This is a genomic window from Rhodococcus sp. YH3-3, from assembly GCF_001653035.1.
GTDB lineage: Bacteria > Actinomycetota > Actinomycetes > Mycobacteriales > Mycobacteriaceae > Rhodococcus_F > Rhodococcus_F qingshengii.
In genome coordinates this window covers 1,606,031-1,628,526 of sequence record NZ_BCWH01000001.1, presented here as the reverse complement: position 1 = coordinate 1,628,526, position 22,496 = coordinate 1,606,031, and the positions used below count along the sequence as shown (strand labels likewise).

Here is a 22,496-nt window from a genome sequence, read left to right as displayed (position 1 = left end):
TGAGAACAAGGATCGGTTCGTTAATTCCTTTTGTCACGGATCAGGTCCCGGAAATCGGGACGAGCCGAAATTCTCGGTGCCGCCTGAAACGGCTGCACGACCCTGGCGGGCACCGAGACAACTGCCGTCACCACGGTGCTCGCGGCGGAGATACGTCCCGGTTTTCGGCTACGTAGAGCGACGGCAGGAAACGAGACAAAAATGTGAACTCGTCGTACGCGTGCTGCAGGAGTCCTTGACCGAACTCCACAGTTGCTTGTGCCGCAATCTGTTCCGCGGTTTGCCCGAGTGTCTCGAGATCGTGTCCGATGAAGAAGTGACTTCGCAGGGCCATCCCCCACTCGGTATCGCGAGCGATGTGCAGCAGCCTGCCGCCGAGCACGCGCCCGTCCGGGAGACGAGGTGGATTGTGGGTGACCCCCAATCGTCCGACAACCACTCCGGACACAGCGCCGGATTCTCTTGCTCTGGAATAGGCGTCTTCGTCGAAGAACTCGGACGGATCCCGAAATTGGATGACCAGATCATCGGCCGGCTGCCCCGAGAAGTATTCGGTGACGACGTGCTCGCTGCCGATATGAGTGTCGTCCGAGAGATTACCCTGCCAACTGCTGTACGTGTGGTCGATGGGATGCCACCAGATGTATTTCTGTGTGTCGCAACGCCAGCGGACCCACCATTCGAGCATCTCGCCGGTGCAACCGTGCATATCCGTACGGACTGCGACGTGCAGCCCTCCAGATGGCAGTCGCTCGTATCCCATCTCCAATTGCAGAGGCTTCGGATCTAGTAGAGCGGTGACTTCTGACAGGTCCATTGATTCAGCTCCTCGGATCGAGTTTTTCCAACGAGCTGAAGGTATGAGCCAGATGTGCTGCGCGTCACCCCATTTGTCCCGGTTTCCGGGACTAAACGGTTACGCCCGAGAAGTCGACATCGGACGATGGCACGCATCACATCGACCGCCCGAATCGGGCTCACTGTCTGGAGAGACAACACATGCATCTCAATGCACCCGCGCGAACCGATGAACGTGGGGAGACTCGATCCCACCCCGCAGTCATCGGGTTGTGCATGGTTATCACCGTGATCGAGGGATTCAACCTGATCGTCTACGGATCTGTTATTCCGTTGCTGTTGGAAGACTCGTACCTGCGCATAACCGATCAACAAGCAGGGCTGGTCGGCGGGCTCGTCTATATCGGAGCCATCGCCGGATCAGTACTGGCCCCTCTCGCTGCCGAGCGCTCCGGTCGAAAGTGGGTTCTCATTGTTGCCATCGCACTGTTCGCTTTCGGAGCCGTGATCACCGGAGCGTCGATCAGCATCGTCATGCTCGCAGTGGGTCGATTTGTCACTGGATTCGGCGTGGGCGGCGCGCTCACCACCGCGATGACAGTCGCTCGCAACAGTGCGGCATCGTCACGGGCGTCGTTGGTCGTCACGATCACAATGGCAGGTATCCCACTCGGCGGCGTCGTCGCGTCACTGCTCGCGATTCCAGTGCTTCCTGCGCTCGGATGGCGCCCGATGTTCTTCATCGGTGCATGTACGGCTCTGGTGATCCTCGCCGCCGTCGTGATAATCGACATCCCGACCGACACTCCCCAGGAGGTGGCGGGGCGTTTATGGTCTGGTCGGCAAAAGATTGCCGCACTGTTCACCGGCCGCGGGTCCACAATCGCACTGGTTGTCGCGGTATGCGCAATCTCCAACATGGTTGCGTGGCAGGGACTCAACGTGTGGGCAGCGCAGTCGATTATTGACTCGGGGTACACGCTGAACACTGCTCTTGTGATCACCTTTACTCTGACCGGTGCCGCAGTAATCGGTTCCTTTGCCAGTGCGTGGGCGGCCGACCGCCGCGGGGCCTCAGTTGTAGCGGTAGCCACCAGCGCGTGCACGCTCGTCGGACTTCTCGGAATGGTCTATCTGCCGACATCGTTGACGGGGACCATGATTTGTGTGGCACTGATGGGCATCGGCGGCCATTCCACGATGAATCTGGTGCACACGACCACAGCCGATGTCTACCCGTTGCCTGCACGAGCAACTGCCCTTGGTTGGTCGAACGGGACATCATTCGTCGGGGCGTTCTTAGGCCCGGTAATCGGCGGTACCTCCATTGCGTCGGGTGGAGCCGTCGGATTGTTCAGTACGTTCGCGGGTGCCGCGGCAGTGTGCTTGGTCGCGGTCTGTGCACTCTGTTTTGCAGATAGGCGCATCAGACGGTAGGGATACCACTGATCACGAATCAGTTCCCGACCTCCCAGTAGGAGCCGGGAACTGATTCGCGCGATCTGCAGAAGTCACGGGAGCACACAGAAGAAGCTCTCAGGCAGTCGCATTCAGAATTGCGCTCGCGACAAACCCAGATCCACCTGACTGTTCACCACTTTGAGACCTTCGACCGCGAGTTCCTTCTTCGCTTTGAACCGCCCGGACGGAATGACGATGGCGATCGCTTGAAGCGCGCCAGTCGGTCCGATCATTGCAGTAGCCACGGCGCAGATCCCTACGTCGTGCTCCTCGATGTCGACGGAGACGTGGGAGCGACGCACCTCCGCCAGTTCCGCCAGCAGCGCCGCCCGTTCGGTGATCGTCTTATCCGTAAATCGCGGTAGAACCGGTGACAACAACGCAACTGCCTGCTCCTCCGGCAACTGAGCAAGCATGGCCTTCCCGATACAACTCGCATGCAGCGAAAAGCTCTTGCCGACCTTGGTGACGCCTCTGAGCCTTTCCGGTGAGGCAATCTGATCGACGACGACAACCTCGCGACCACTGAAGATCGCCAACTCCACGTTCTCGTTGACGGTACGAGCCAACGTCGCCAGCTGAGATCGATTGGCCGAGAGTAGCCGTAGGTGAGCATTCATCCCGAACTTGAGTAAGCCGGGGCCCAAGATGTATCCGGATCTGTCCGGAACTCGGACCACGTACAACTCACGTTCGAGAGCTTGAATAACTCGGTGCACCGTCGAACGTGGAAGTCCGGTGCGGGTTGCGAGGTCTGTCAGCGTCATCGGCCAGCGACTCTCGGCGATCGAATCCAGAATCACCGTGGCCCTGCCTATGTTCGCCACGACTAACTCCTCGTCCAGGTCCTGGTTACCGCAAGTTCGATGATGCTCCAGTCTCGTTCGTCGACAACCATCGTGTATTCACCGAGGGTGTGCACCGAGGGATCGGGTTCGAACACCCACCGAGTGTAGTGCGCGTGAGCTTTCCACACTCGGGGGCCAGACCCGGCGAGCACCACGAGGTTGCTGACGTCATGGCGATGTGCGACAGGTGATTTCCACAATTCTGCGAAGAACTTCTCCGCATCGTCCGGATGATCGAAACCCGTCCCGGGGAAGCTAACCCGGGCAGAAGCCAGGAGCCCCACAGCACCGTCGACGTCTTTGCGGTCCGCAAAGTCGACGTACGTGTGAAGTAGGTTCGAAATCCAGTGTCTGGCCGAGACGACTCCCTGGAGTTGACTGCAGGTCACGATTCCGTCTGCTCTTGCCACTGTCGAACGTAGGAACGTCCGTAATCGTTGCCATGCGGAGTGCGCATCACCGTGTGAATATGGAAGGGCTGAGGAGTGTCGTAGTCGAGGAAGACACCGCAGTGGTGATCCAGTTCAGCTATCAAGACCGGGGATTGGATGCGGTAGTAGAAGACGTCTCCAGGGCGGTGCCCGCCGATCCAGCAGAACCATGTCCGGTCCAGGTGCTCTTCGATCTCGCGCAGACGAGCAGTCCGAGGTCCCGCGGGCAACAATGCCACGAACTGTTCGGCGATCGCGAGCACTAGTTGTCTGGCACGCGTGTCCATCTGATCGACGGGAATGCCTTCGAAGGGAATCACTCGGTTGTCCTGAAACGCTCCGGCGAGGTGCCGCTCATCCCCGGGGTGCACTCGCCCGGGAGGCATGGCCGGATCGTTCATCAGCCCGTATACAGTGGCCTCACGCCGCTGGTCGTCAGTGAGTGCGGCCATCAGTTCTATACCGAGTTCGATTCGACCAGTGAATGATTCGATGCCGGCGTGGGGACCATCGTCTATCTCGTTGGGTTCCGCGCCGAGAAAGACCGGACTCACAACCATCCGCCCGCCGATGATCAGACAGTTGACCGCGCAGTGGTGACCGTACAATTGCCATCCCCACGGCGAGAGGACACTCGGTTCACCGTACAGAGCGACGTTGTAACTGAATTCGTTGAGTATCGTCTCCAATCCGACAACCTCGCCGAGAAAACCATTGATCAACATCATGTTTCGGACGATTCGAAAACCTTCGGGGCTCAGCGAGGCCTCGACCAATCGCAAAGCCAACTGTCGAACACGTTGCGATTGGAACTCGAGTCGTACTCCGGTGTCGAACTGCATGAACTCGGGGTTCGCCCACGTCTGCCACTCGACAGCATCGATCGGATAACTGATCCTGGAGCGATCGACGTCACTCAACTCCGCAAGTAGATCTCTCGCAGCATCCACCATTTCATCCACCGGAGCCTCTTCACCGTGCGTGACGGCTGCCAAAGGGTAAAGCCCGTCCGTGATCGTGCCGTTTTCGGTGACTCCTCGAAATTCGTTGAGATATAGCGGCTTCCATCCCTCAACGAGATCACCGGTAAAGGTCCCAGGCCGCCTTGACACATCGCGATAGGCGTAGGGATCCAAACCTCGAACACTCGATAGTCGGCGATGGTCGTGAGGAAACAGATGTGAGCGGAACTCACCGGACATGAATCGTCCTTTCAGACTGGAGTGTTGTGCCGTACGACGGCCGCACGTACTGCAGCCACATCGCCGGCGGAGATTGCGTCGACAAGTTCGACGTGGATGTGAAACCTCTCGGTGCGGTAGCCCGCTGCGTCACGCTCGTTGTCGAACTCGGTGGCCGTGCCGTGCAGCGGGCCCAGAGTGCCGATATAGACCGATCGCGCAAGGTCATTGGGAACGATCGTCGCGATTCGCTCGTGCAAGGCCCAGTTCGCTCGGAGGAAGGTGTCCCAGTCGGGGGCGGATTCCATCCGCTTCAGGTGTGCCCCCAAGTCGGCGATGTCGGCCCGGCTTCGATGCCGAGCCGCAGCAGTGTCGATCAAGATTTCGAGGTGATCACGCAACTCGATGGCATCCGCGACGACCGAGGCCCCCTCGGTGACACTCAGCAACGTATGGCGCAAGCGAACCGCCGGGCTTTTCTCTGCGACAAATAAGCCGCCACCTCGCCCCTGGCGGATCTCCAGCACTCCCCGATCACGAAGCAGTCGAACCGCTTCGCTGACAGTCGAATATGCAAATCCGGTCTCGCCGCGAAGCGATTCCAGCGTGCCGATTGGCACACCGGGCTCCAGGTTCTGCTCCCGAATCCGGCTGTCGATCGCCGCCGCCAACTGCTCGGCTCGGGTCCCCCTCCCCACCGCTTTGGACAGCACAGAAATCGGGTCACTCGGCGCAACAGAAATCCGGGGCATGCGTCCGCCTTGTCCATCTGGGGTGTCGTGAGGCATAGTCCTATGAAACCATAAACCTCTGAAGGTTTATAGGTTTAATTCGAACCTGAAAGGCAACTGATGAAAATCGTTGGGATTCAGCAACCCGATCGTGGAGTTCAGGTGGCTCAACTGTCCGAGGACGGCTCCCACGTGAGTGTCGTGTGCACTCTCGAAGAGTTCTGGTCGGATCCCGCCGGCAAGCTCGCGACGACTCCGACCGGGCCACACCTGCCGGTAGCCGACATCGAGTTCGTTCCACCGGTCCTGCCGGGCGCGAGGGTGGTCTGCATCGGACTGAACTATCTTGCCCACGTCGCAGAGGGGAGCTACCGCGCAGATCCTCTACCCGCCTATCCGACTCTGTTCGCCCGGTGGCCCAACTCCCTCACTGTCGGCGACACCGATGTCCCCGTTCCAGCCAACGAGCAGGGTCTCGACTGGGAAGGAGAGGTGGTCGCCTGGGTTGGGCAAAAGCTTGCCGACGCCACTCCCGACCAGGCCCTTGCAGCTGTCGTCGGATACTCGACGTTCAACGATCTCACCTGCAGGCGAGCACAGAAACTCACCTCGCAGTGGATACTCGGAAAGAACGGTGACCGATCCGGCCCACTAGGACCGATGGTTCCTGCGTGCGAAGTCGGCGACCTGCGCGACGGCCTGCGAATACAAACCCGCGTCAACGGCGAAATCGTTCAGGACGCCCGCACCGACGAAATGGTCTATACAGTCGGCGACACCCTCTCTCACATCTCTCAGACCTTCACACTGCACCCCGGCGATCTCCTCGCTACGGGCACACCGTCGGGAGTCGGCTACGCACGCTCACCCCAATGGCTACTACAACCAGGCGATCAGGTCGAGGTCGAAGTCGAAAAGCTTGGTATTCTTCGAAATACATTGGTATCCAGGGATACTCGATTCGAAGGCTGAGCAAGAACGAGGCACCATGTCACGAGAGCCATCAGTCCGAGATGGGCGATCCCCCAGATCGCCCTCGACAGACGCCAGAGTGCCAACCTTCGCCGACCTCACGGGTGATTGTCAATACTTTTCTGATTGCATTCGGAGAAGACAACTTTCGCAGTCGCCGCAGCGCCCGATGCAGGTCGAGCGACACCTCGTCTGTCGTACGGGCAAGCGACGTTGCGGTCGCCTTTGTATCGAGCCCGACGATCAGCCGCAACACCAAGACATCGCGTTCGACAACCGGGAGCGTTGTCGGAGGCGGGAGCGATCCACCGCTGAACCCGTCGGATGCCGCCCGAGCAATCGCGATGCTTGTACTCGCGTACAGCACGCGTAGAAAAGGCTGATACGTCTCCGATCCGTCGCACACTGCCGTGAGAACGGCGACGCACGCGGCATCCGCGGCGGAATCGGAAACGGCCTGATCAAGCTCGGCGCGGCACCGCAGCACAACCATCGGACGAAACGCCGCATACAAACTGGCCATGGACTCACGGCTACCGCTCCGCGCCGCGGCGGCCAATACATCCAGCGAGCCTTCCTGCAACATGGGCTCACATCTCTCTTTCTCGACGGGACATTCGTTGTGCGGTCCGAGAGATCAACTGGAACCGAACGGTCCCACGAAGTGGTTCCGGCGGATGGTCATGCCACGATCAATCCCCTGCCCGAAGGATTCTCGAGTCTCTCTCTCAGCCCTGAGGCACACCCCAGTGAAGTCCTGCATCCTTGCCGCTCACTGGCACTGACCTGGCAAATTCCTGGCAGGATGCTGATTCAAACCGAACGCCTTGCACTGCAGAATTTTTCGATCCGGTCAGCGTGTATTTGCTGCTCCAAGTCCGACCGTTCCGTTCCAGGCGACGAGGGGTCACACGGGCGTAGGGTCGAGAGAGTTCGGCTCAGTCGTCAAGAGCGGAAGGACACCCAGACAATGCGGAGCGATGGAGATACGTGGGACATCGTCAGTAGCGTCGGACTTACCGCGCTGGCAGTGGCAACGTTCCGAGCACTGGAGAGCACCCGTCCGGACGCGATCATCGAAGACAAGTTCGCATCGTGGTTCGTAGAAGCTGCAGCCGAGCCGCATTTCACAGCTCTTCTGAAAGATCCCACGCTCCTCGAGGACACCCCCTTCGGCGGGTTCATGGGGTTGCGAACCAGGTTCTTCGACGAATTCTTCTCGTCGTCAACCGAATCCGGAGTAAGGCAGGCGGTAATCGTTGCAGCAGGGTTGGATTCGCGTGCGTACCGGCTGGATTGGAGCTCAGGATCGACGGTATTCGAAGTGGATCAGCCAAAGGTGCTGGAGTTCAAAGCCGAAGTGCTCGCTGCGCACGACGCCCAGCCGAAGACCGATAGACGCACTGTGCCTACTGATCTGCGAAACGACTGGCCGGCCGCACTCGAGGAGGCTGGTTTCGACCCGAACGAACCCACAGCCTGGTCGGCGGAAGGCCTCCTCGCCTATCTCCCCGGCCCGGCCCACGACGCCCTGTTCGAGCGGATCGACGAACTCTCGGCCACCGGTAGTCGCTTGGCGGTGAACGACTTTCCGGCCGGAACCGACCCGAGCAAGCTTGCGGCCATCAGATCCAAGTACTTCGCCAAGGACCCGTTCGGAGACCTGGACATTTCGCAACTGTTCTACAGCGACAAGCGATCCGATCCGGGCCAGTGGTTGGCTGAACACAATTGGACTGTCCGACGCTTCAGCTCGGTCGAGTTGGCAGAACTGTACGATCGTCGGATCCCCGAACTCCCCGAAGAAATCGCAGCGCTGTCAACGCAACCGTCCTTTTTGGCCGCGACCAAGAACTAGCTCTCGCAGTCATCACGAAAGTTCTTCGAGTGCAGCCTTTCTCCCATTTGTCCAGCGGCAAGGCGCGTATCACCACTACAAGTGGTTGACGGTACTCCAGGATGAAGCGATTCAGTACCTCAGGCTGAGTATGTCTACACCTTAGACGGACGCGCGCCGAAGAAGATGCTGATGAAATAAGTCCATGAATCTCGAACACACACGCAGGAAAGGCCGCCCGCTCGCGCTGGTAGCACTTGCCTCCGCAGCGGTATTCGCCCTCGCCGCATGTACTTCCGGGACTGATTCCGCACAAACCTCTGAAAACAGCACAAAGACCTCCCCCACCGCGGCACCCGCTACGGTCACGATCCCTGACAGCTCCGTCGGCAAGCAGATCACCTGGCTTCTCAGTGCGTTCAACACGAGCACGCCGTTGACCCAGGAAGAAATCGCCGAACACTTCGGGCCCACTGCACCCGTAATCCTGACACCTCCGGACTTCGACTCCATCCGAGCCGGACAGCCTTGGACAACAGTGAATTACAAGGGAGGCGACTCCGACGGCACAGTTTCCATCACCAGCACCACCGGCGGTGCGTTCGACGTCAACGTCGTCGTCGACGGCAACGGGCTGATCCTCGGGATGGCGATCACACCGACCAAGGACGTTCATGTGCCGGCGGCATCTTGGCAAGAACTCGAGGCAGCTGTCAAAGCGCTTCCCGCGCCGACCAATCTGACCGTCACCGAGGTCACCGAAGGAAAGAACGCCGAAGTCTTCAGTGTCGGCGACACCTCACCACAGCCCACAGGGTCAACGATCAAGCTGTACGTTCTCGGCGCGGTCGCGACGGCCGTCCAGAACGGGACACTCTCCTGGGATCAGAAGCTCACCATCACCGACGACCTCAAATCGATGCCCGGCGGGACCATGCAGGACCTGCCATCGGGAACTGGAGTCACGGTCCGAGATACCGCCGGCAAGATGATCTCGATCAGCGACAACACCGCCACCGACATGCTGATCGCTGCTGTCGGGCGCGAGCAGGTAGAAGCCGAATTCGCCCCGATGGGCATGGCAAATCCTTCGCTCAACATCCCGCTCAAGCCGACCCGCGCACTGTTCCAACTCGGCTGGGGTGACCAAGGCGCACAACGTATCGCTTGGCGCGACGGAACTCCGGACGAGCGTCGAGCGATACTCGCGGCACTACCTGGCGGCCTGGTGGACATCCCGGCGTCAGCATTCACCACCCCCGCATGGCCTTTCGACATCGATTGGTTCGCCTCGCCCGCCGACCTGCGTGCCGCGTTGGTCACGTTGCAAGAGAAGGCGAAGACCGAGAGCGGCGCACCGGTTCGAGACATTCTCGCCGAGGATCCGGCGCTCAGCGACGAGTCCGCGAAATGGTTCACTTACGGCGGATTCAAGGGCGGCAGTTCCATCGGGGTCCTCGCGGGTGCCTATTACGTGGAACACGACGATCGTGCCTGGGTTGTCACCATGCAAACTCATGGTGACGACGCTGCACTGGTTGCCGACCCGGCTCTGTACTTCGATCCGGTCGACGACGCGATGCTCTTGATCCAGACGGATGCAACCAGTTAGTTGTATGAGGCACGGACGTTAGTTACGCGGTGCCGGCGGTAAGCGGCAGGCGGTCGTCCTCCGCGTGTTGAATGCGGTCGGTGATAATTATAGTGAACATTCCAGATTTCGACGGCGGTGCGACGCTGGGCTTCGCTGGTGTACTCGCGGGAGTACAGCAGTTCTTCGGCGAGGATGCGGTTGTAGCGCTCGACCTTCCCGTTGTGTTTCGGGGTGTACGGCTTGATCCGGTAGTGCCGTGCCTCTCGCAGTGAAGATGTGAAATCTGCTGCGCGATAGCATGATCCGTTGTCGGTGATCACGCGCTCGATGCGAGCGATTCCGTGTGCGGCGAAGAAGACGCGGGCGTTGTTCATGAAATCGATGGCTGTTGCAGCGGTTTCGTTGTCGCGGGCTTCGGTGTACGCCAGGCGGGTGTTGCCGTCGATCGCGGAATGCAGATAGGTGTAGCCGAGGCGGGCCTGTTTGTTCTTCTTTTTCCGGCGCTCGGATCGTTTGGCCTGCTCGGAGCCGCGGCCGTGGGCACGCCAGCCGCCGCCGTCGGGGATCTTCCCGACTTTCTTCACATCGACGTGGACCATCTGACCAGGTCGTTTCGCAATGATGACCTGGGGTTTTCGGTTGGTTTCGCCGTTCGGGTCGATGAACCGGCGACGGTGCAATCCTAGGTTCCGCAGAATTTTCGTGACTGTTCGACGAGCAATGACGATGCCGTCGGTTCCCAGTTCGAAGGTGATGCGTGAGGCCGACCATTTTCGGGTTCGTCGCATGGATTCGATCTCGGTCACGATCCCTGCCGCGGTGGCGGCCGGTTGGTGTATTGGTGTGCTGGATCGGTCCTGCAGTCCCAGGTCACCGTACTTGCGGTGCCGGTTGACCCACTTGGATGCGCATTGGCGTGAGATACCCATTTCTGCGGCGACGTGGGCGATCGGACGGCTCTGGCACCGCTCGACGAGTCGTCGTCTTCCTTCGACAGTGAGTGGGGCATTACGGTGTGTCACAGGGCTGGTCCTTTTTGGTCGAGAACGGTTGTGTCGCAACTCCCATTCTTACGCCGAGGACCAGCCCGTCTACTTCAGTCCCGCGTCAACAACGTCCATACCCACAACAGTTAGTGCCCAGTGGCGGGCCGAAACCACGCACGCCGATTCATTGCCTTCGCCGATGAAGGCGCCGGATACAGAGAAGCCGCTGCACATCCAGTGTCATCCGGATGCACAGCGGCTTCGCTAAGTCTTAGCCCGTGGGGGTCTCGGTCTCGTCCGACGAGAATCCGTCGAAGAATGCGATGACCTTCTGAAGAAGTGCCGCGATGTCGAAATCTTCCAAGCTACCCATTGCGTTCGTCCTTTCGTTTAACACTGAGGATGAAACGTGCATCTTGCAATTTCCAATGTAAAGCATGAAAAGCATTATTTCTCGACCGCGCGACACTTCGGTCGCAAATACGCCACTCAGCAAGATATGGGCAAATCACCGGAAATAACAGCTCCCACCCGCAATATTTCAGTCTTCTGCAACCCGCTGAATTCCCCAATTAGCAAGTGGGTAAATCTTGAGAAAAATTTCCCGGCGCGTCGATCACGAAAGATATTCCTGGTGAAACTCTCAATCCAAGAACACAAAGACAGAGGAAGCTCCGACACAGCTGACACGCAGTTTTGCCCGCCTTCAAGAGTCGTCATCCACGCACATAGTGGACATTCGTCTGCGATAACGAACCGGTAGCAACACAATCCCAGGCACTTTCTCCCATCTTCTGACTTTTACCCATGACCACTGAAGATTTGCGCTGGTGAAACGCAATACCAGTTCGAAAGTTCCACAACTTCTCCGGATGCTGTGCACGCGATTAACTGATCAAATATCTGTTGACTCACCGAACCCACACACTCCGCCAGAACGCCACATCCGAATGCTGGACGTTAGTTTAGATGGGTTCGCATTCTCGGAATCTGCTCGATAACGGCGGCCCCACGGATAAAGCCGAGACTGCACCACCGCAGGCCGCCAGGTCATGATCCGCGACTCGGCGAAGGGCGTGCGGACAAGTCCACACGAGGGTGAAATAGGGGGTGAGACATGCCTTGGGGTCTCGTTTTACCGAGTCCGACACAGTACGTTTTCCCAGGCACGCCAGTCCCCAGATTCATACGGTGTGCAAGGACTCGTTGACGCTTCCGAGATGTTGGCAAGGCCGACCACAGGCCCCGTTCTCCCGACGAGAACGGGGCTTCCTCGGGTCGGTTTCCGCCTTCGACCGACCGGGTAGACGCGAGCATGGGCGCCACCTGCTCGACCGAATCCACCGCTGGCCGCCACGAATCGACGACCCCGACTGTCGGCGTCGAAGAAGAATTCATCCTCGTCGACCCGACCTCCTGGTTGCCGTCCACCGACAATGTTGCGGTTGCGGAAACCGCGTCGACACTGGGGTTGGATCTTCAGCTCGAGTTGTCCCGCTGCCAAGTCGAGACCAACTCTCCCGTGTGCCATGGCATCGACGAACTCCGAACCCACTTGATCGACATGCGTCGGCTCGCGGCAAAAGCTGCCGAGTTGAACGGCTGCAGGCTGTTGGCCGTCGGCGCACCGCTTTCGGGGCCTTCGCGTTTCGAGATCAGCGACTCGCCTCGCTACCGCCGGATGGGCGAACGCTTCGGCGCCCTCGCTGCCGAACAAAGCATCTGCGGTTGCCACATACATGTGGGCGTCGCTGATCAAGTACAGGCCGTGCAGGTCTGCAATCACGTGCGCATCTGGTTGCCCGCCTTGTTGGCACTGAGCGCCAATTCCCGTGTCCACCAAGGAGTCGACACCGACTTCGCGAGTTGGCGGGCGATCCAATGGTCCAGGTGGCCAGTCGCCGGGCCGCCGCCGTACTTCGAGACCACCGGGGACTTCGACACCGCGGTTGCGAAGATGGTGGATTGCGGCGTGATGCTCGACAAGCGGATGGCCTACTGGGATATCCGACCTTCCTGCCACCTACCGACCGTCGAGATCCGAGTCTGCGACGTTCAGCCGACAGCAGAGGATGCAGCGCTACTTGCAACCCTTGGACGAGCTCTGGTGGCAACTGCGTTACGCGCGATAGACCGGGGCATCGAGGCTCCGAACATTTCCCTCGAGAGCCTCCGCCTCGCAACCTGGGTGTCCGCGAAGGAAGGCGTCCTGGGAGCGTCGATCGATCCGATTACCTCACAAAGAATTTCAGCCACGGAACTGTTGCACCGGCTCCTGATCCATGTCCGTGACTCCCTCGACGAGGGAGGCGAGTACTCGAGCGTGGAGTCGGCGCTGCAGCTCAAGTCAGTCACAGGCAACGGCAGCGACTGGCAACAGCGAACGCTGCGCCAGGTCTGCCTTCGGGAACTGATTGCGCGTGCCGTTCAGCGCACCGTACCGACCGCGCCGACTGGCACGGATACGCACGACGAGCCGACAACGGATCAGTAGTAATGCCGCCGACCACCGATGGCGTGCCCGGCCGCGCCCAGCGCGTACAGGATGATTCCGATCACCAGCAAGACGACACCAATCGTCCACAGGATCGGAATGTTCACCACGAAACCGATTATCAGCAGGATCACGCCGAGGATGATCATCACAAGCTCCTTCAGTGCGTTCACTCGGGCGGATACGCCCGCCTCGAGCCGCATACACCGCGGATACCCGTCGGCAGAGCGTTTCATACCCACTCTGACCGGGTATTTCGCTGGGCACCATAATATTTGAAGAATCGAGCCCGCCATGATGAGAATTGTGACTCTGATCGTTCTGATCTGGCTGATAGTCGGGGCCGTCGCGGCCGGCCAACGCGGCTACTACAGCAGTTCGCCGACCAACTGCGCCGGCGTCGGGACCATCGCGCTCACGGTCATCGCGGGTCCGCTGAACTACTTCGGCGTCAACCCCAAAGTCACCGATTGCACGCTCCCCCAGCCCACCGAGTGAGCTGCCGGAAATCCACGCTAAACCGACTAGTCGTTACCCTGGAGGTGAGTCGACACACATCGAAGTGAGGGGCCACCATGACCACTGCACCAGATCGCACCCGAATCGAGTTCCCGGACATCAGCTCGCGTGCGTGGGAACACCCAGCCGATCGGGCTGCATTGGTGACGCTCCGGACGCTTCGGGGGTTCGACACTGTCCTGCGGACGCTGTCCGGACTGCTCCAAGAACGTCAGCACCGCCTCATGTACCTCGCCACGTCGGTGCGAGTCGACGAACGCCAGTTCAGCGACCTGAACGACCTGCGCCGTGACTGCGTCGACATCCTGCAGGCCGACGAGACACCCGAGCTGTTCGTACTCCAGACCCCGATGGTCAACGCCTTCACCATCGGCATGGACAAGCCGTTCATGGTGGTCACTACCGGCCTATTGGACGTGATGAACTACGAGGAACAGCGGTTCATCATCGGCCACGAACTTGGCCACGCGCTGTCCGGTCATGCTGTGTATCGGACCATCCTGATGCATTTGATGCGACTGGCCGGAACCATCGGATGGCTGCCCGTCGGCGGGTGGGCATTGCGCGCGATCATCGCCGCCCTCATGGAATGGCAGCGCAAGTCAGAACTGTCCGGTGATCGTGCCGGACTGTTGTGCGGGCAGGACGTACACACCGCGATTCGCGTCCAGATGAAATTGGCGGGCGGATCCCGAGTCAGTGAAATCGACATCGACGCGTTTCTTGCCCAGGCCGCCGAGTACGACGCCAGCGGCGACCTCCGCGACGGTGTACTCAAGCTCCTCAACATCGAACTGCTCTCTCACCCGTTCTCGGTGCTTCGCGCCGCCGAGCTCAAGAAGTGGGTGGACAGCGGAGACTACGCCGCGATTCTGCGCGGAAACTACCCCCGTCGCGGCGATGACGACGGAGCGAAGATCAGCGACGAGTTCAAGAATGCAGCCAAGACCTACAAGCAGAACTTCGACGAGTCGGAGGACCCTTTGATCCGCATGGTGCGCGACATCGGTAGCGGATTGGGCGGTGCGGTGGGCGCCGTGGGGAATGGCGTCGGCGATGTAGCGTCGGACATCAAGGAACGATTCACCCACTGGCGCAAGAGTTCCGACAGGTCGAAGGGCACTGACGACGCCGAGTAAGCAGAATCGGGACCTGCCGCCGAAGGCAGTCGGCGGCAGGTCCCGGGCTCTTGGCGTGAAGGTGATGCAGGCTTCCCTCTGCACCACCCTCACGTTCACAGACAGTACCAGCAGTCGAACAAACGTGCGAACTGAAAGCGGTCGTGTCGAATCACCGGTTGTCGGGTACGCGGCATAGGACCACTACAGAAGGGAGCCGACATGCATGCTGGGCGACTGAAGAAGGTCGGTTCGAGTGACGGCCCGTTTGCCTCCGTGTACTTCGAAGACGTCCGTAACCGGGAAGATGCGCGCGAGCGCTTCGAACTCGAATGGCGCTCGATGCGCAATCAACTCACGAAACAGGGAGCATCGGAATCGCTGATCGCACGACTGGACGAGGTGAAGGACAACCATCACGGCATCTCAGGTCGCGCCGGACGCGCGATCGTCGCCACTTCCGAGGCAGTGCTGATCGACGATATTCTGCTCGAACCTGCCGGCTCCACTATCGCGACCTTGGGCGAACTGCCCTACCTGATTCCACTGATCGCACACGGATACGACACCGAACCGTTCCTCATCGCCAAGGTCGACCACACTGGCGCGGACCTGTGCGTGCGCGATGCTCGCGGGCGTGACGTGTACGGCGAAACGGTAGACGGAGACGGCTTCCCGGTCCACAAGGCACACGTGGGCGGTCAGGAGCGATACACCGACAGCCAAAGCCTCGTGGAGGAGAATATCCGGAAGAACCTGACTCAGGCTGTGGAGCGCGCGGCGGCGCTCGCCCGTGAACACAAGGTCGCGCTGGTAGTTGTCATCGGAGAAGTACAATCCCGCAAAGCTTTTGCACAGCTTTTGCCGTCGACGCTACGGGTGGTGGACGTCGAAAAGGGTTCGCGTTCAGTCGGTTCGACACCCGCCGAGGTGTCCAAGTCGATTCGTGAACTGATCGACACGCAGCGACTGCGCAGAATGGATGTGGAAACCGAACGCTACGTCGCGGAGCAGGGCCGGGACTCCGGCCTCTCCATCGACGGGACCGCACGCGTCCTCGACGCCCTCGAACAGGGCAAGGTCGAGACGCTGCTGCTCACCGATCCTGACGACAAGGAAGTCACCAGTGGAGAGTTGATCGGGCCCGCCGATCGCGTACTCCCCTACATCGCAATCGGGACCGGCACCGAGTTGGTACAGATCGACGAACGCCTCGTTCTCGCCGACGGATACGGCGCGATACTTCGGCACCCTTGAACGCCGGAGCCTGCTGATCAGATTCGGTGGCGAGCACGTTCTATCGAGAAGCGTGCTTGCCCACCGAGTCCGGGAAACCATCGGCAATTGCTGCGACGAGTTCCAGATATGCCCGTGCCGTGCGCTTGTTCAACAACTTCAAGTCGATCGGACCGCCTTCGCCCAGGTGATCGTCGTAGGGCAACGTCTTGACCGCTCGCACTCCACGCTGAGCGAAAACGTCCTCGAGTTGATCGAGGTCGAGCGAAGACGAACCCGGCCGCGTCGAATTGATCGCCACGACCGACCTGCTCACCAGATCTGCGTATCCGTGCTTGGTCAGCCAACTGAGCGTTGCTGCAGCACTACGGGCACCATCCTGAGCTGTCGGGCTGACGACAACCAAGGCATCTGCTTCGTCGAGAATTCCGTACATGGCCGAGTGCATGATTCCGGTGCCACAGTCGGTGATGACGATGTTGTAATGCACCTCGAGAATTCGGAGAGTATCGAGGTAGTCCTGCTCGTTGAACGACTCCGAAGTTTCCGGATCTGCCTCACTCGCAAGGATTTCGAGTCGGCTGTCGCCTTGCGAGGTGTAGTAACGAACATCGCTGTACGTACGAATGTCACCGTCGGCCAACAGATCACGAACGGTCAGGTGATGTTCACGTCGTTCGCGATCAGCCAGAGTCCCCAGGTCGGGATTGGCGTCGATGGCTACGATTCGATCCCCACGGATCGATGCGAACGTCGAACCGACAGTTTTGGCCGCCGTGGTTTTCCCCACTCCACCCTTGAGTGAGATGAAAGCAATCTTGTACACGCCGCGCACCGTTCGGTTGGCACGGCGCACGAGAGCCTGGTGTTCGAGTTCGGCAGCCGACTGCCCGGTGTTGATCCGGCCCCCGGTGAGTTTGAACAACACACTGCCCAAACCGCGTTCGGGTGGACGCTTCGCCCGCTTGATGATGTCCAGGTCGTCGACGGAGGTCATAGGCCTGGGCGTCGAGGTCCGGAAATCGGTCGGCTCTTCACGACGTTGCTGGCGCATCCGCTGACTGGGCAACGGTTTTGCTGCAGGCTCGTCGAATTGTGGTGTGAAGGTGACGGTTCGAATCGACGTTGCATAGCCGTCGTCGGACGCGTCGAAATGGCCGTCGCCCTGAGTCGTTCCGGAGTTGTTCCCCAGGACTCCGTTATTCGAACCGTTGTTATCGCTGCGCACCGTTTTCCTAGGTCGAGTTCGGAATCATTTCGGACATAGCCTCTCGGACGCTATCACTCTGGCGGGCTTGCCGTTCTCTGCTCAATACCGTCGTGGCACAACAGACCGTTACACCCGCACTTCGATGACTTTGGTCCCCAAGCTTGTGCCGATCTCAGCAAATACGAACGTCGTAACGATATGCGGCACAGATATCTTCATCTGCCGCTAGAAACAGCCTTCCGCAATGTCAGGGCAAATCCCTTGGTAACAAACGAGAAAAGGGAGGGCGATCGCCTCGGCGATCGCCCTCCCTTCATGGACAAGTGTTCAGCTGCTGCAGAATTCCGAACTGCCGAGACTTCCGAAAATCGTCGACAGATCCACACTTCCGAACGAACTGCCCGTATCGCAGCCGTCGGCAGTGAGCGCGAAGTCGACACCGGTGACGTCATTCGTGCTCAGATTCACCGGAATTACTGCTGGATCGGCACCGCATCCGCTGCCGGGAACCACTTCTACGGAATAGCCGTCCTTGGCCGGCTTGTACTGAAAGAAGTAGTCACCGGAATCATCCGTCGTTGTCGTCGCGATTTGCGTGCCGGCATCGAGGAGATTCAACGTCACGTCAGACGCGCCGACCCCGTCAGCACCCGGACACCCAGTGACAGTTCCGACGATGCTGAACACCTTCACCAACTCGAAGTCGATCCCGGTCGCGTCGGACGTCGTCAGATCTACCGCCGTCCTGTCGGGTACGGATCCGCATCCAGCCGGCGAGTATGGACTGACCGTGTAATTGCCCGGAGGAACGTTCGTGATCGTGTATCCGCCACCCACCCCGACAGTGGCCGAGGATATCTGCGTCGAGCCATCCCATACGACCATCCATATCCCGACCGGATCGCCAGTATCGCTACACGAGTTGACAAGGGTGCCCGACACGGAGCGTGTGACCGGGTCCGCCGAGGCCACCGAAGACAGGAAGAGACCGAACGCACCCATCAGGGCGAATATCGCAAAGAATCGACGCCTCATGAAACTCTCCTATGTGTTTGCCCTGCCGTCGACCCGTTGCCGGCGACCAGAGCCAAGTCTGGCACCGGAAAATGACCGTCACGTTTGTTTCACCCGGTCCTCGGCAAAGTTTGGCGAATCGGACAAATCCCCCACCTAATGCGTTCGTCGGTCGGCCACCGAAACGATCCCGACCGATCACCTACTAAGCCCGGTAGTAGGCGCCTGTATCCTTTCGCGTATGACGCCGGGTCCGAAAGATGTCGCGCAGCTGCGCGGCGCTTTTGTGGGCGGTACCTCCGGCGCGGTTTCCGTCGCAGCCCACGCGCTCGGTGGTGGCGGCATGGCCCCGTCCGAAAGCGCTGTCGTGTTGCTGATCCTCGCCTGCGCGAGCGTCGGCGCGGTGGTCACGTCCATCGACACCCGTCGCTCCCCCGCGCTCTTGCTCGCCCTCATGCTCGCTGCGGGTCAGGCCATCGGTCACGCGACGTTGACCATCGCTTCGGATCATCAACACGGCCTGCTCCCGTCCCTTCCGATGCTCGCAGCACACATCGCTGCCGTCGGAGTGTGCGCAGTGCTGATCCGCGGCGCAGAACGCGGATACGTCGTGGCCGCATCGACGGTAGCGGCAATCGTCGCCGTTCTATTGCGCCCGTGGGCAGCTGAACCGTCGCCGTTCGCTGCACGTACTCGATACCGCGCCAAAGTTGTTCTGCGTCAACTTCTCACCTCTGGCCTGGGCACTCGCGGCCCACCGGCATTCGTGTAACTCACCTCCCCTTTCCTTTCACGCACGTGATTACGTGCGCCACTTTGCTGTGCGCCTTTATTAACCGCCCGCGGTTAATAAAGGCGCACGGCGGGATCGAGTACACGCATGTCCGCACCCGAATTGGAGCGCGCACAGACGCGCGCGTCCAACGACAGTTCTCCCCCGAAGAAGCAGGTTGGCGGCGCCAGACCACTGATCCTGCGTCTGCACTTCTACGCCGGCGTCCTGATCGGACCGTTCATCCTCATCGCCGCTTTGAGCGGTGGTCTCTACGCGATGGCACCCACCATCGAGAAGTTCGCTTACAGCGACTACCTCCAGACCGACACCACCGGACAGATCGCGTCACTGAACGATCAGATCCGTTCCGCTCAGCAGTACCGCCCCGACTTGACCGTCTCGGCAGTACGTCCGTCCCCTGCTGCCGGCGAAACCACCCGAGTCCTGTTCACCGATCCGTCACTGGGCGAATCGGAGAGGCTCGCCGTCTTCGTCGATCCGGTGCTCGCACAGCCGGTCGGCGAGTTGGCGGTCTACGGAAGCAGTGGTTCGCTGCCGCTGCGAACCTGGATCTCCCAACTGCATCGCCACCTTCATCTGGGCGAACCCGGCCGCCTCTACAGCGAATTGGCCGCGTCGTGGATGTGGGTGGTCGCACTCGGCGGTGTCTACCTCTGGTTCCGTCGTTACCGCACCGCCCGGAACGCTCGACTGCTCACGATCGACCGAGCATCCACCGGACGAAGCCGGACCCTGAACTGGCACGGTGTCGTCGGCATCTGGATAGCAGTTGCATTGGTCTTCCTCTCGGCGACCGGCCTCACGTGGTCGACCTACGCCGGAGAGAACGTCAGCAATCTGAGAACCGCGTTGAGTTGGACGACGCCCTCAGTTGTGAAAACTCTCGGCGACGCTCCCCCTCCGGCGACAGGCGGGCACGAGGGTCACGACATGGCCCCCGCCGCCACCGGCACGCTGACGGACACCAACGTCGGACGCGTCGACACCGTCCTCGGTATCGCCAGGTACAACGGGATCACCGGTCCTGTCGAAGTATCGATACCCGCGAACGCCGAGACGGCGTTCACCGTCGCCCAGACACGTCAGCCCTGGGTGTACAGCAACAACACCATCGCAATCGACGGAGCGACGCAAAAGGTCACCGACGAGTTGTGGTTCTCGGATTGGCCACTCGCAGCCAAACTTTCGGCCTGGGGAATCCAACTCCACATGGGCCTGCTGTTCGGTCTTGCCAACCAGATCGCACTCGCCGCACTGGCACTCGCACTGGTCAGCGTGGTCATTCGGGGCTACATCATGTGGTGGCGCCGACGCCCCACTCGTGGCTCCGACTGGGCAGCCGGCCGGGTTCCTGCCCGCGGCGGAATCCGCAACCTCTCCCCGGTCGGCCTCGTTGCGCTCGTCGCGATCACGGCGTTGGTCGGTTGGTTCGTTCCGCTACTCGGCATCAGCCTTCTCGCATTCCTGCTGATCGACCTGTGCCTTGCGGCGTTCAAACGCCGTGCCACCACCTGACACTTCACGAATTACGGAGACACACATGACTGTTCGCACAAAGATATTCGCAGCTGTTGCACTGTCCGCAGCTCTCGCCCTGACCGGCTGTTCTTCCAACTCCGACAAGGAAACCGAAGCTGCACAATCCATCACAGTTCAGGATCAATGGGTCAAGGCCGCGCCGGAAGGAATGAGCGCGGCGTTCGCCGAACTCGTCAACTCCAGTGACAAGGACGTACGCGTGGTCTCGGCCACCAGCCCCGCGTCGTCTCGACTCGAGCTGCACGAAGTCGTGACCGGCGACGGCGGAACGATGACGATGCGTCCCAAGGACGGCGGTTTCCTGGTCCCTGCCAACGGGTCCGCCTCCCTCACCCCGGGCGGTGACCACCTCATGTTCATGGACCTGTCCGCGCCGCTGCTCCCGGGCGCAGAAACCGACCTCACCTTGATCTACGACGACGGTTCCAGCAGCACGTTCACAGCCCAGATTCGCGACTTCTCCGGTAATCAGGAGAACTACGACCCGAATCACGGTGGCTGAGAACACGAACCCGCCCAGCCGAGCAGTCAGTCGGCGGCGCCTTCTCGGAGGAGGCGCCGCCGCGCTCGGCGTCGCGGGAATAACCTGGGGCGCAACCACAGTGGTCGAGCGCAGCGAACACGAGCAGCAAGCAGGCAAGTTGATGGAACCGTTCTACGGAGTCCACCAAGCCGGCATCGACACCACGCCGCAAGCGCACGGCACCTTCATCGGGTTCGACCTCTTGCCTGGAACCGATCGAGCAGTCGTCGTCGGAATCATGAAGATGTGGTCCGAGGATGCGTCACGGCTCACCGCGGGCAACCCGGCGTTGGCGGACACCGAACGGGAACTGGCTGTGGATCCGGCACGCTTGACAGTGACCGTCGGCTACGGCCCTGGCCTGTTCACCAAGCTGGGATTGCAAGCACGTCAACCGGACTGGTTCGAGCCGTTGCCGAGCTACGCGATCGACCGACTTGACGATCGATGGGGCGGATCGGACCTGTTGTTGCAGATTTGTGGCGACGATCCGGTGACCATTGCTCATGCTGTGAGAGTTCTGACCAAGAACGTCCGATCACTGACGACCATCCGGTGGACGCAAAAGGGATTCCGCAACGCTCGCGGCACCACGCCTGAGGGAACCACGATGCGCAATCTCATGGGCCAAGTGGACGGGACCGTCAATCCTGCTCCGGGAACAGTGGATTTCGATTCACTGATCTGGCACGACGGCGCGGGTCAGTCGTGGCTGGCGGGCGGAACCTCGTTGGTACTGCGACGCATTCGCATGGAAATGGATACCTGGGACGAACTCGACCGTTCGGGGCGCGAACTCACGATGGGGCGCACGTTGTCCAATGGCGCTCCGCTCAACGGAACCAACGAATTCGACGAAGCGGATTTCACACTCACGGACAAGTTCGGCATTCCGGTGATCCCGCCAGGATCGCACATCGCGCGAGCCCACCAGACGCATGAGAAGGAGCAGTTCTTCCGTCGGGCATACAACTACGACGACGCACCCGAGAGCGGGCAGACCTCGAATTCGGGATTGATCTTCGCAGCATTCCAACGGGACATCGCCGAGCAATATCTACCGGTCCAACAGCGATTGAGTGACTTCGACGCACTCAACGAGTGGACGACGCCGATCGGTTCTGCGGTGTATCTCATTCCGCCGGGATGCACCGAGAACGACTATCTGGGAAGCGGATTGCTCGGCTGACAACCCCGGGCAACGATAT

At 60.2% G+C, this 22,496-nt stretch carries 22 protein-coding genes; 12 read left to right on the top strand and 10 right to left on the bottom strand.

Going from position 1 to position 22,496, the window contains the following annotated elements; genetic code table 11:
* Window positions 1-127: 127 nt before the first annotated feature.
* Complete coding sequence (locus YH3_RS07520) at window positions 128-817, bottom strand: DAPG hydrolase family protein (RefSeq protein WP_054187957.1); 690 nt, start codon at window positions 815-817, stop codon at window positions 128-130.
* A gap of 182 nt (window positions 818-999) precedes the next feature.
* Between YH3_RS07520 and YH3_RS07515 the strand changes: the two genes are divergently transcribed.
* Window positions 1,000-2,235 carry an MFS transporter gene (locus YH3_RS07515; protein ID WP_082920546.1) on the top strand — a complete coding sequence of 412 codons (1,236 nt, stop codon included), beginning with the start codon at window positions 1,000-1,002 and terminating at the stop codon, window positions 2,233-2,235.
* A 113-nt stretch (window positions 2,236-2,348) separates the two neighbouring features.
* On the opposite strand, the gene YH3_RS07510 is transcribed toward YH3_RS07515, so the two are convergent.
* The 4 genes from YH3_RS07510 to YH3_RS07495 all read right to left on the bottom strand — a co-directional run bounded on the left by YH3_RS07510 (window position 2,349) and on the right by YH3_RS07495 (window position 5,471).
* The gene (locus YH3_RS07510) at window positions 2,349-3,086 is read right to left on the bottom strand and encodes an IclR family transcriptional regulator (RefSeq protein ID WP_042452480.1); all 738 of its coding nucleotides are present in this window, start codon (window positions 3,084-3,086) and stop codon (window positions 2,349-2,351) included.
* A gap of 2 nt (window positions 3,087-3,088) precedes the next feature.
* Window positions 3,089-3,496 carry a nuclear transport factor 2 family protein gene (locus YH3_RS07505; protein ID WP_042452483.1) on the bottom strand — a complete coding sequence of 136 codons (408 nt, stop codon included), beginning with the start codon at window positions 3,494-3,496 and terminating at the stop codon, window positions 3,089-3,091.
* Window positions 3,493-4,500, bottom strand: a complete 1,008-nt coding sequence (locus YH3_RS07500) for a DUF3500 domain-containing protein (RefSeq protein WP_257216902.1) — start codon at window positions 4,498-4,500, stop codon at window positions 3,493-3,495. The genes YH3_RS07505 and YH3_RS07500 overlap by 4 nt, the downstream gene beginning before the upstream one ends.
* A 251-nt stretch (window positions 4,501-4,751) precedes the next feature.
* A complete protein-coding gene (locus YH3_RS07495; RefSeq protein ID WP_231782999.1) occupies window positions 4,752-5,471 on the bottom strand; it encodes a FadR/GntR family transcriptional regulator in 720 nt (239 codons plus the stop codon).
* Between the two features lie 99 nt (window positions 5,472-5,570).
* Here YH3_RS07495 and YH3_RS07490 point away from each other — a divergent pair, with 99 nt between their 5' ends.
* Complete coding sequence (locus YH3_RS07490) at window positions 5,571-6,422, top strand: fumarylacetoacetate hydrolase family protein (protein ID WP_058228150.1); 852 nt, start codon at window positions 5,571-5,573, stop codon at window positions 6,420-6,422.
* A 31-nt stretch (window positions 6,423-6,453) separates the two neighbouring features.
* Here the strand turns inward: YH3_RS07490 and YH3_RS07485 are convergent, their stop codons facing one another.
* Window positions 6,454-7,008 carry a hypothetical protein gene (locus YH3_RS07485; RefSeq protein WP_064443200.1) on the bottom strand — a complete coding sequence of 185 codons (555 nt, stop codon included), beginning with the start codon at window positions 7,006-7,008 and terminating at the stop codon, window positions 6,454-6,456.
* 384 nt (window positions 7,009-7,392) lie between these two features.
* Between YH3_RS07485 and YH3_RS07480 the strand changes: the two genes are divergently transcribed.
* Together YH3_RS07480 and YH3_RS07475 are read left to right on the top strand one after the other, a co-directional pair.
* Window positions 7,393-8,280 carry a class I SAM-dependent methyltransferase gene (locus YH3_RS07480; RefSeq protein WP_047269285.1) on the top strand — a complete coding sequence of 296 codons (888 nt, stop codon included), beginning with the start codon at window positions 7,393-7,395 and terminating at the stop codon, window positions 8,278-8,280.
* Window positions 8,281-8,464: 184 nt separating this feature from the next.
* Window positions 8,465-9,871: a serine hydrolase gene (locus YH3_RS07475; protein ID WP_058228152.1), complete on the top strand. Its 1,407-nt coding sequence runs from the start codon at window positions 8,465-8,467 to the stop codon at window positions 9,869-9,871.
* On the opposite strand, the gene YH3_RS07470 is transcribed toward YH3_RS07475, so the two are convergent.
* Window positions 9,868-10,875 (bottom strand): IS481 family transposase, encoded by a 1,008-nt coding sequence (locus tag YH3_RS07470; protein ID WP_154100283.1) that lies wholly within the window; start codon window positions 10,873-10,875, stop codon window positions 9,868-9,870. The two genes, YH3_RS07475 and YH3_RS07470, sit on opposite strands and share 4 nt — an antisense overlap.
* A 1,279-nt stretch (window positions 10,876-12,154) precedes the next feature.
* Between YH3_RS07470 and YH3_RS07465 the strand changes: the two genes are divergently transcribed.
* Entirely contained in the window at window positions 12,155-13,333 is a 1,179-nt protein-coding gene (locus YH3_RS07465; RefSeq protein WP_058037545.1) for a glutamate--cysteine ligase, read from the top strand.
* On the opposite strand, the gene YH3_RS35980 is transcribed toward YH3_RS07465, so the two are convergent.
* Entirely contained in the window at window positions 13,327-13,482 is a 156-nt protein-coding gene (locus YH3_RS35980) for a DUF6131 family protein (protein WP_003945912.1), read from the bottom strand. The two genes, YH3_RS07465 and YH3_RS35980, sit on opposite strands and share 7 nt — an antisense overlap.
* A gap of 145 nt (window positions 13,483-13,627) precedes the next feature.
* On the opposite strand from YH3_RS35980, the gene YH3_RS07455 reads away from it, so the two are divergent.
* From YH3_RS07455 to YH3_RS07445, 3 genes are all read left to right on the top strand, one after another.
* On the top strand, window positions 13,628-13,831 hold the full coding sequence (locus tag YH3_RS07455) for a hypothetical protein (RefSeq protein ID WP_003945456.1): 204 nt from the start codon (window positions 13,628-13,630) through the stop codon (window positions 13,829-13,831).
* Between the two features lie 77 nt (window positions 13,832-13,908).
* Window positions 13,909-14,991 (top strand): M48 family metallopeptidase, encoded by a 1,083-nt coding sequence (locus YH3_RS07450; RefSeq protein WP_042452503.1) that lies wholly within the window; start codon window positions 13,909-13,911, stop codon window positions 14,989-14,991.
* Window positions 14,992-15,192: 201 nt separating this feature from the next.
* Window positions 15,193-16,227, top strand: a complete 1,035-nt coding sequence (locus YH3_RS07445; protein WP_007734628.1) for a hypothetical protein — start codon at window positions 15,193-15,195, stop codon at window positions 16,225-16,227.
* Between the two features lie 40 nt (window positions 16,228-16,267).
* Here the strand turns inward: YH3_RS07445 and YH3_RS07440 are convergent, their stop codons facing one another.
* On the bottom strand, window positions 16,268-17,434 hold the full coding sequence (locus YH3_RS07440; protein WP_003945525.1) for a MinD/ParA family protein: 1,167 nt from the start codon (window positions 17,432-17,434) through the stop codon (window positions 16,268-16,270).
* Window positions 17,435-17,743: 309 nt separating this feature from the next.
* Window positions 17,744-18,451, bottom strand: coding sequence for a hypothetical protein (locus tag YH3_RS07435; protein WP_064112938.1), 708 nt, complete (start codon window positions 18,449-18,451; stop codon window positions 17,744-17,746).
* A 220-nt stretch (window positions 18,452-18,671) separates the two neighbouring features.
* Between YH3_RS07435 and YH3_RS07430 the strand changes: the two genes are divergently transcribed.
* From YH3_RS07430 to YH3_RS07415, 4 genes are all read left to right on the top strand, one after another.
* Window positions 18,672-19,202 carry a hypothetical protein gene (locus YH3_RS07430; RefSeq protein WP_064443198.1) on the top strand — a complete coding sequence of 177 codons (531 nt, stop codon included), beginning with the start codon at window positions 18,672-18,674 and terminating at the stop codon, window positions 19,200-19,202.
* A gap of 108 nt (window positions 19,203-19,310) precedes the next feature.
* Window positions 19,311-20,741: a PepSY domain-containing protein gene (locus YH3_RS07425; RefSeq protein WP_064443197.1), complete on the top strand. Its 1,431-nt coding sequence runs from the start codon at window positions 19,311-19,313 to the stop codon at window positions 20,739-20,741.
* Between the two features lie 25 nt (window positions 20,742-20,766).
* Window positions 20,767-21,267, top strand: a complete 501-nt coding sequence (locus tag YH3_RS07420; protein WP_064443196.1) for a copper chaperone PCu(A)C — start codon at window positions 20,767-20,769, stop codon at window positions 21,265-21,267.
* Window positions 21,260-22,477: a Dyp-type peroxidase gene (locus YH3_RS07415; RefSeq protein WP_064443195.1), complete on the top strand. Its 1,218-nt coding sequence runs from the start codon at window positions 21,260-21,262 to the stop codon at window positions 22,475-22,477. Before YH3_RS07420 ends, YH3_RS07415 begins: the two co-directional genes overlap by 8 nt.
* Window positions 22,478-22,496 lie beyond the last annotated feature (19 nt).

Coding starts and splice junctions, on each gene's coding strand:
- YH3_RS07520 (WP_054187957.1), bottom strand. CDS start 817: ATGGACCTGTCAGAAGTCACCGCTCTACTAGATCCGAAGCCTCTGCAA.
- YH3_RS07515 (WP_082920546.1), top strand. CDS start 1,000: ATGCATCTCAATGCACCCGCGCGAACCGATGAACGTGGGGAGACTCGA.
- YH3_RS07495 (WP_231782999.1), bottom strand. CDS start 5,471: ATGCCCCGGATTTCTGTTGCGCCGAGTGACCCGATTTCTGTGCTGTCC.
- YH3_RS07490 (WP_058228150.1), top strand. CDS start 5,571: ATGAAAATCGTTGGGATTCAGCAACCCGATCGTGGAGTTCAGGTGGCT.
- YH3_RS07485 (WP_064443200.1), bottom strand. CDS start 7,008: ATGTTGCAGGAAGGCTCGCTGGATGTATTGGCCGCCGCGGCGCGGAGC.
- YH3_RS07480 (WP_047269285.1), top strand. CDS start 7,393: ATGCGGAGCGATGGAGATACGTGGGACATCGTCAGTAGCGTCGGACTT.
- YH3_RS07475 (WP_058228152.1), top strand. CDS start 8,465: ATGAATCTCGAACACACACGCAGGAAAGGCCGCCCGCTCGCGCTGGTA.
- YH3_RS07465 (WP_058037545.1), top strand. CDS start 12,155: ATGGGCGCCACCTGCTCGACCGAATCCACCGCTGGCCGCCACGAATCG.
- YH3_RS35980 (WP_003945912.1), bottom strand. CDS start 13,482: ATGATCATCCTCGGCGTGATCCTGCTGATAATCGGTTTCGTGGTGAAC.
- YH3_RS07455 (WP_003945456.1), top strand. CDS start 13,628: ATGATGAGAATTGTGACTCTGATCGTTCTGATCTGGCTGATAGTCGGG.
- YH3_RS07450 (WP_042452503.1), top strand. CDS start 13,909: ATGACCACTGCACCAGATCGCACCCGAATCGAGTTCCCGGACATCAGC.
- YH3_RS07445 (WP_007734628.1), top strand. CDS start 15,193: ATGCATGCTGGGCGACTGAAGAAGGTCGGTTCGAGTGACGGCCCGTTT.
- YH3_RS07435 (WP_064112938.1), bottom strand. CDS start 18,451: ATGAGGCGTCGATTCTTTGCGATATTCGCCCTGATGGGTGCGTTCGGT.
- YH3_RS07430 (WP_064443198.1), top strand. CDS start 18,672: ATGACGCCGGGTCCGAAAGATGTCGCGCAGCTGCGCGGCGCTTTTGTG.
- YH3_RS07425 (WP_064443197.1), top strand. CDS start 19,311: ATGTCCGCACCCGAATTGGAGCGCGCACAGACGCGCGCGTCCAACGAC.
- YH3_RS07420 (WP_064443196.1), top strand. CDS start 20,767: ATGACTGTTCGCACAAAGATATTCGCAGCTGTTGCACTGTCCGCAGCT.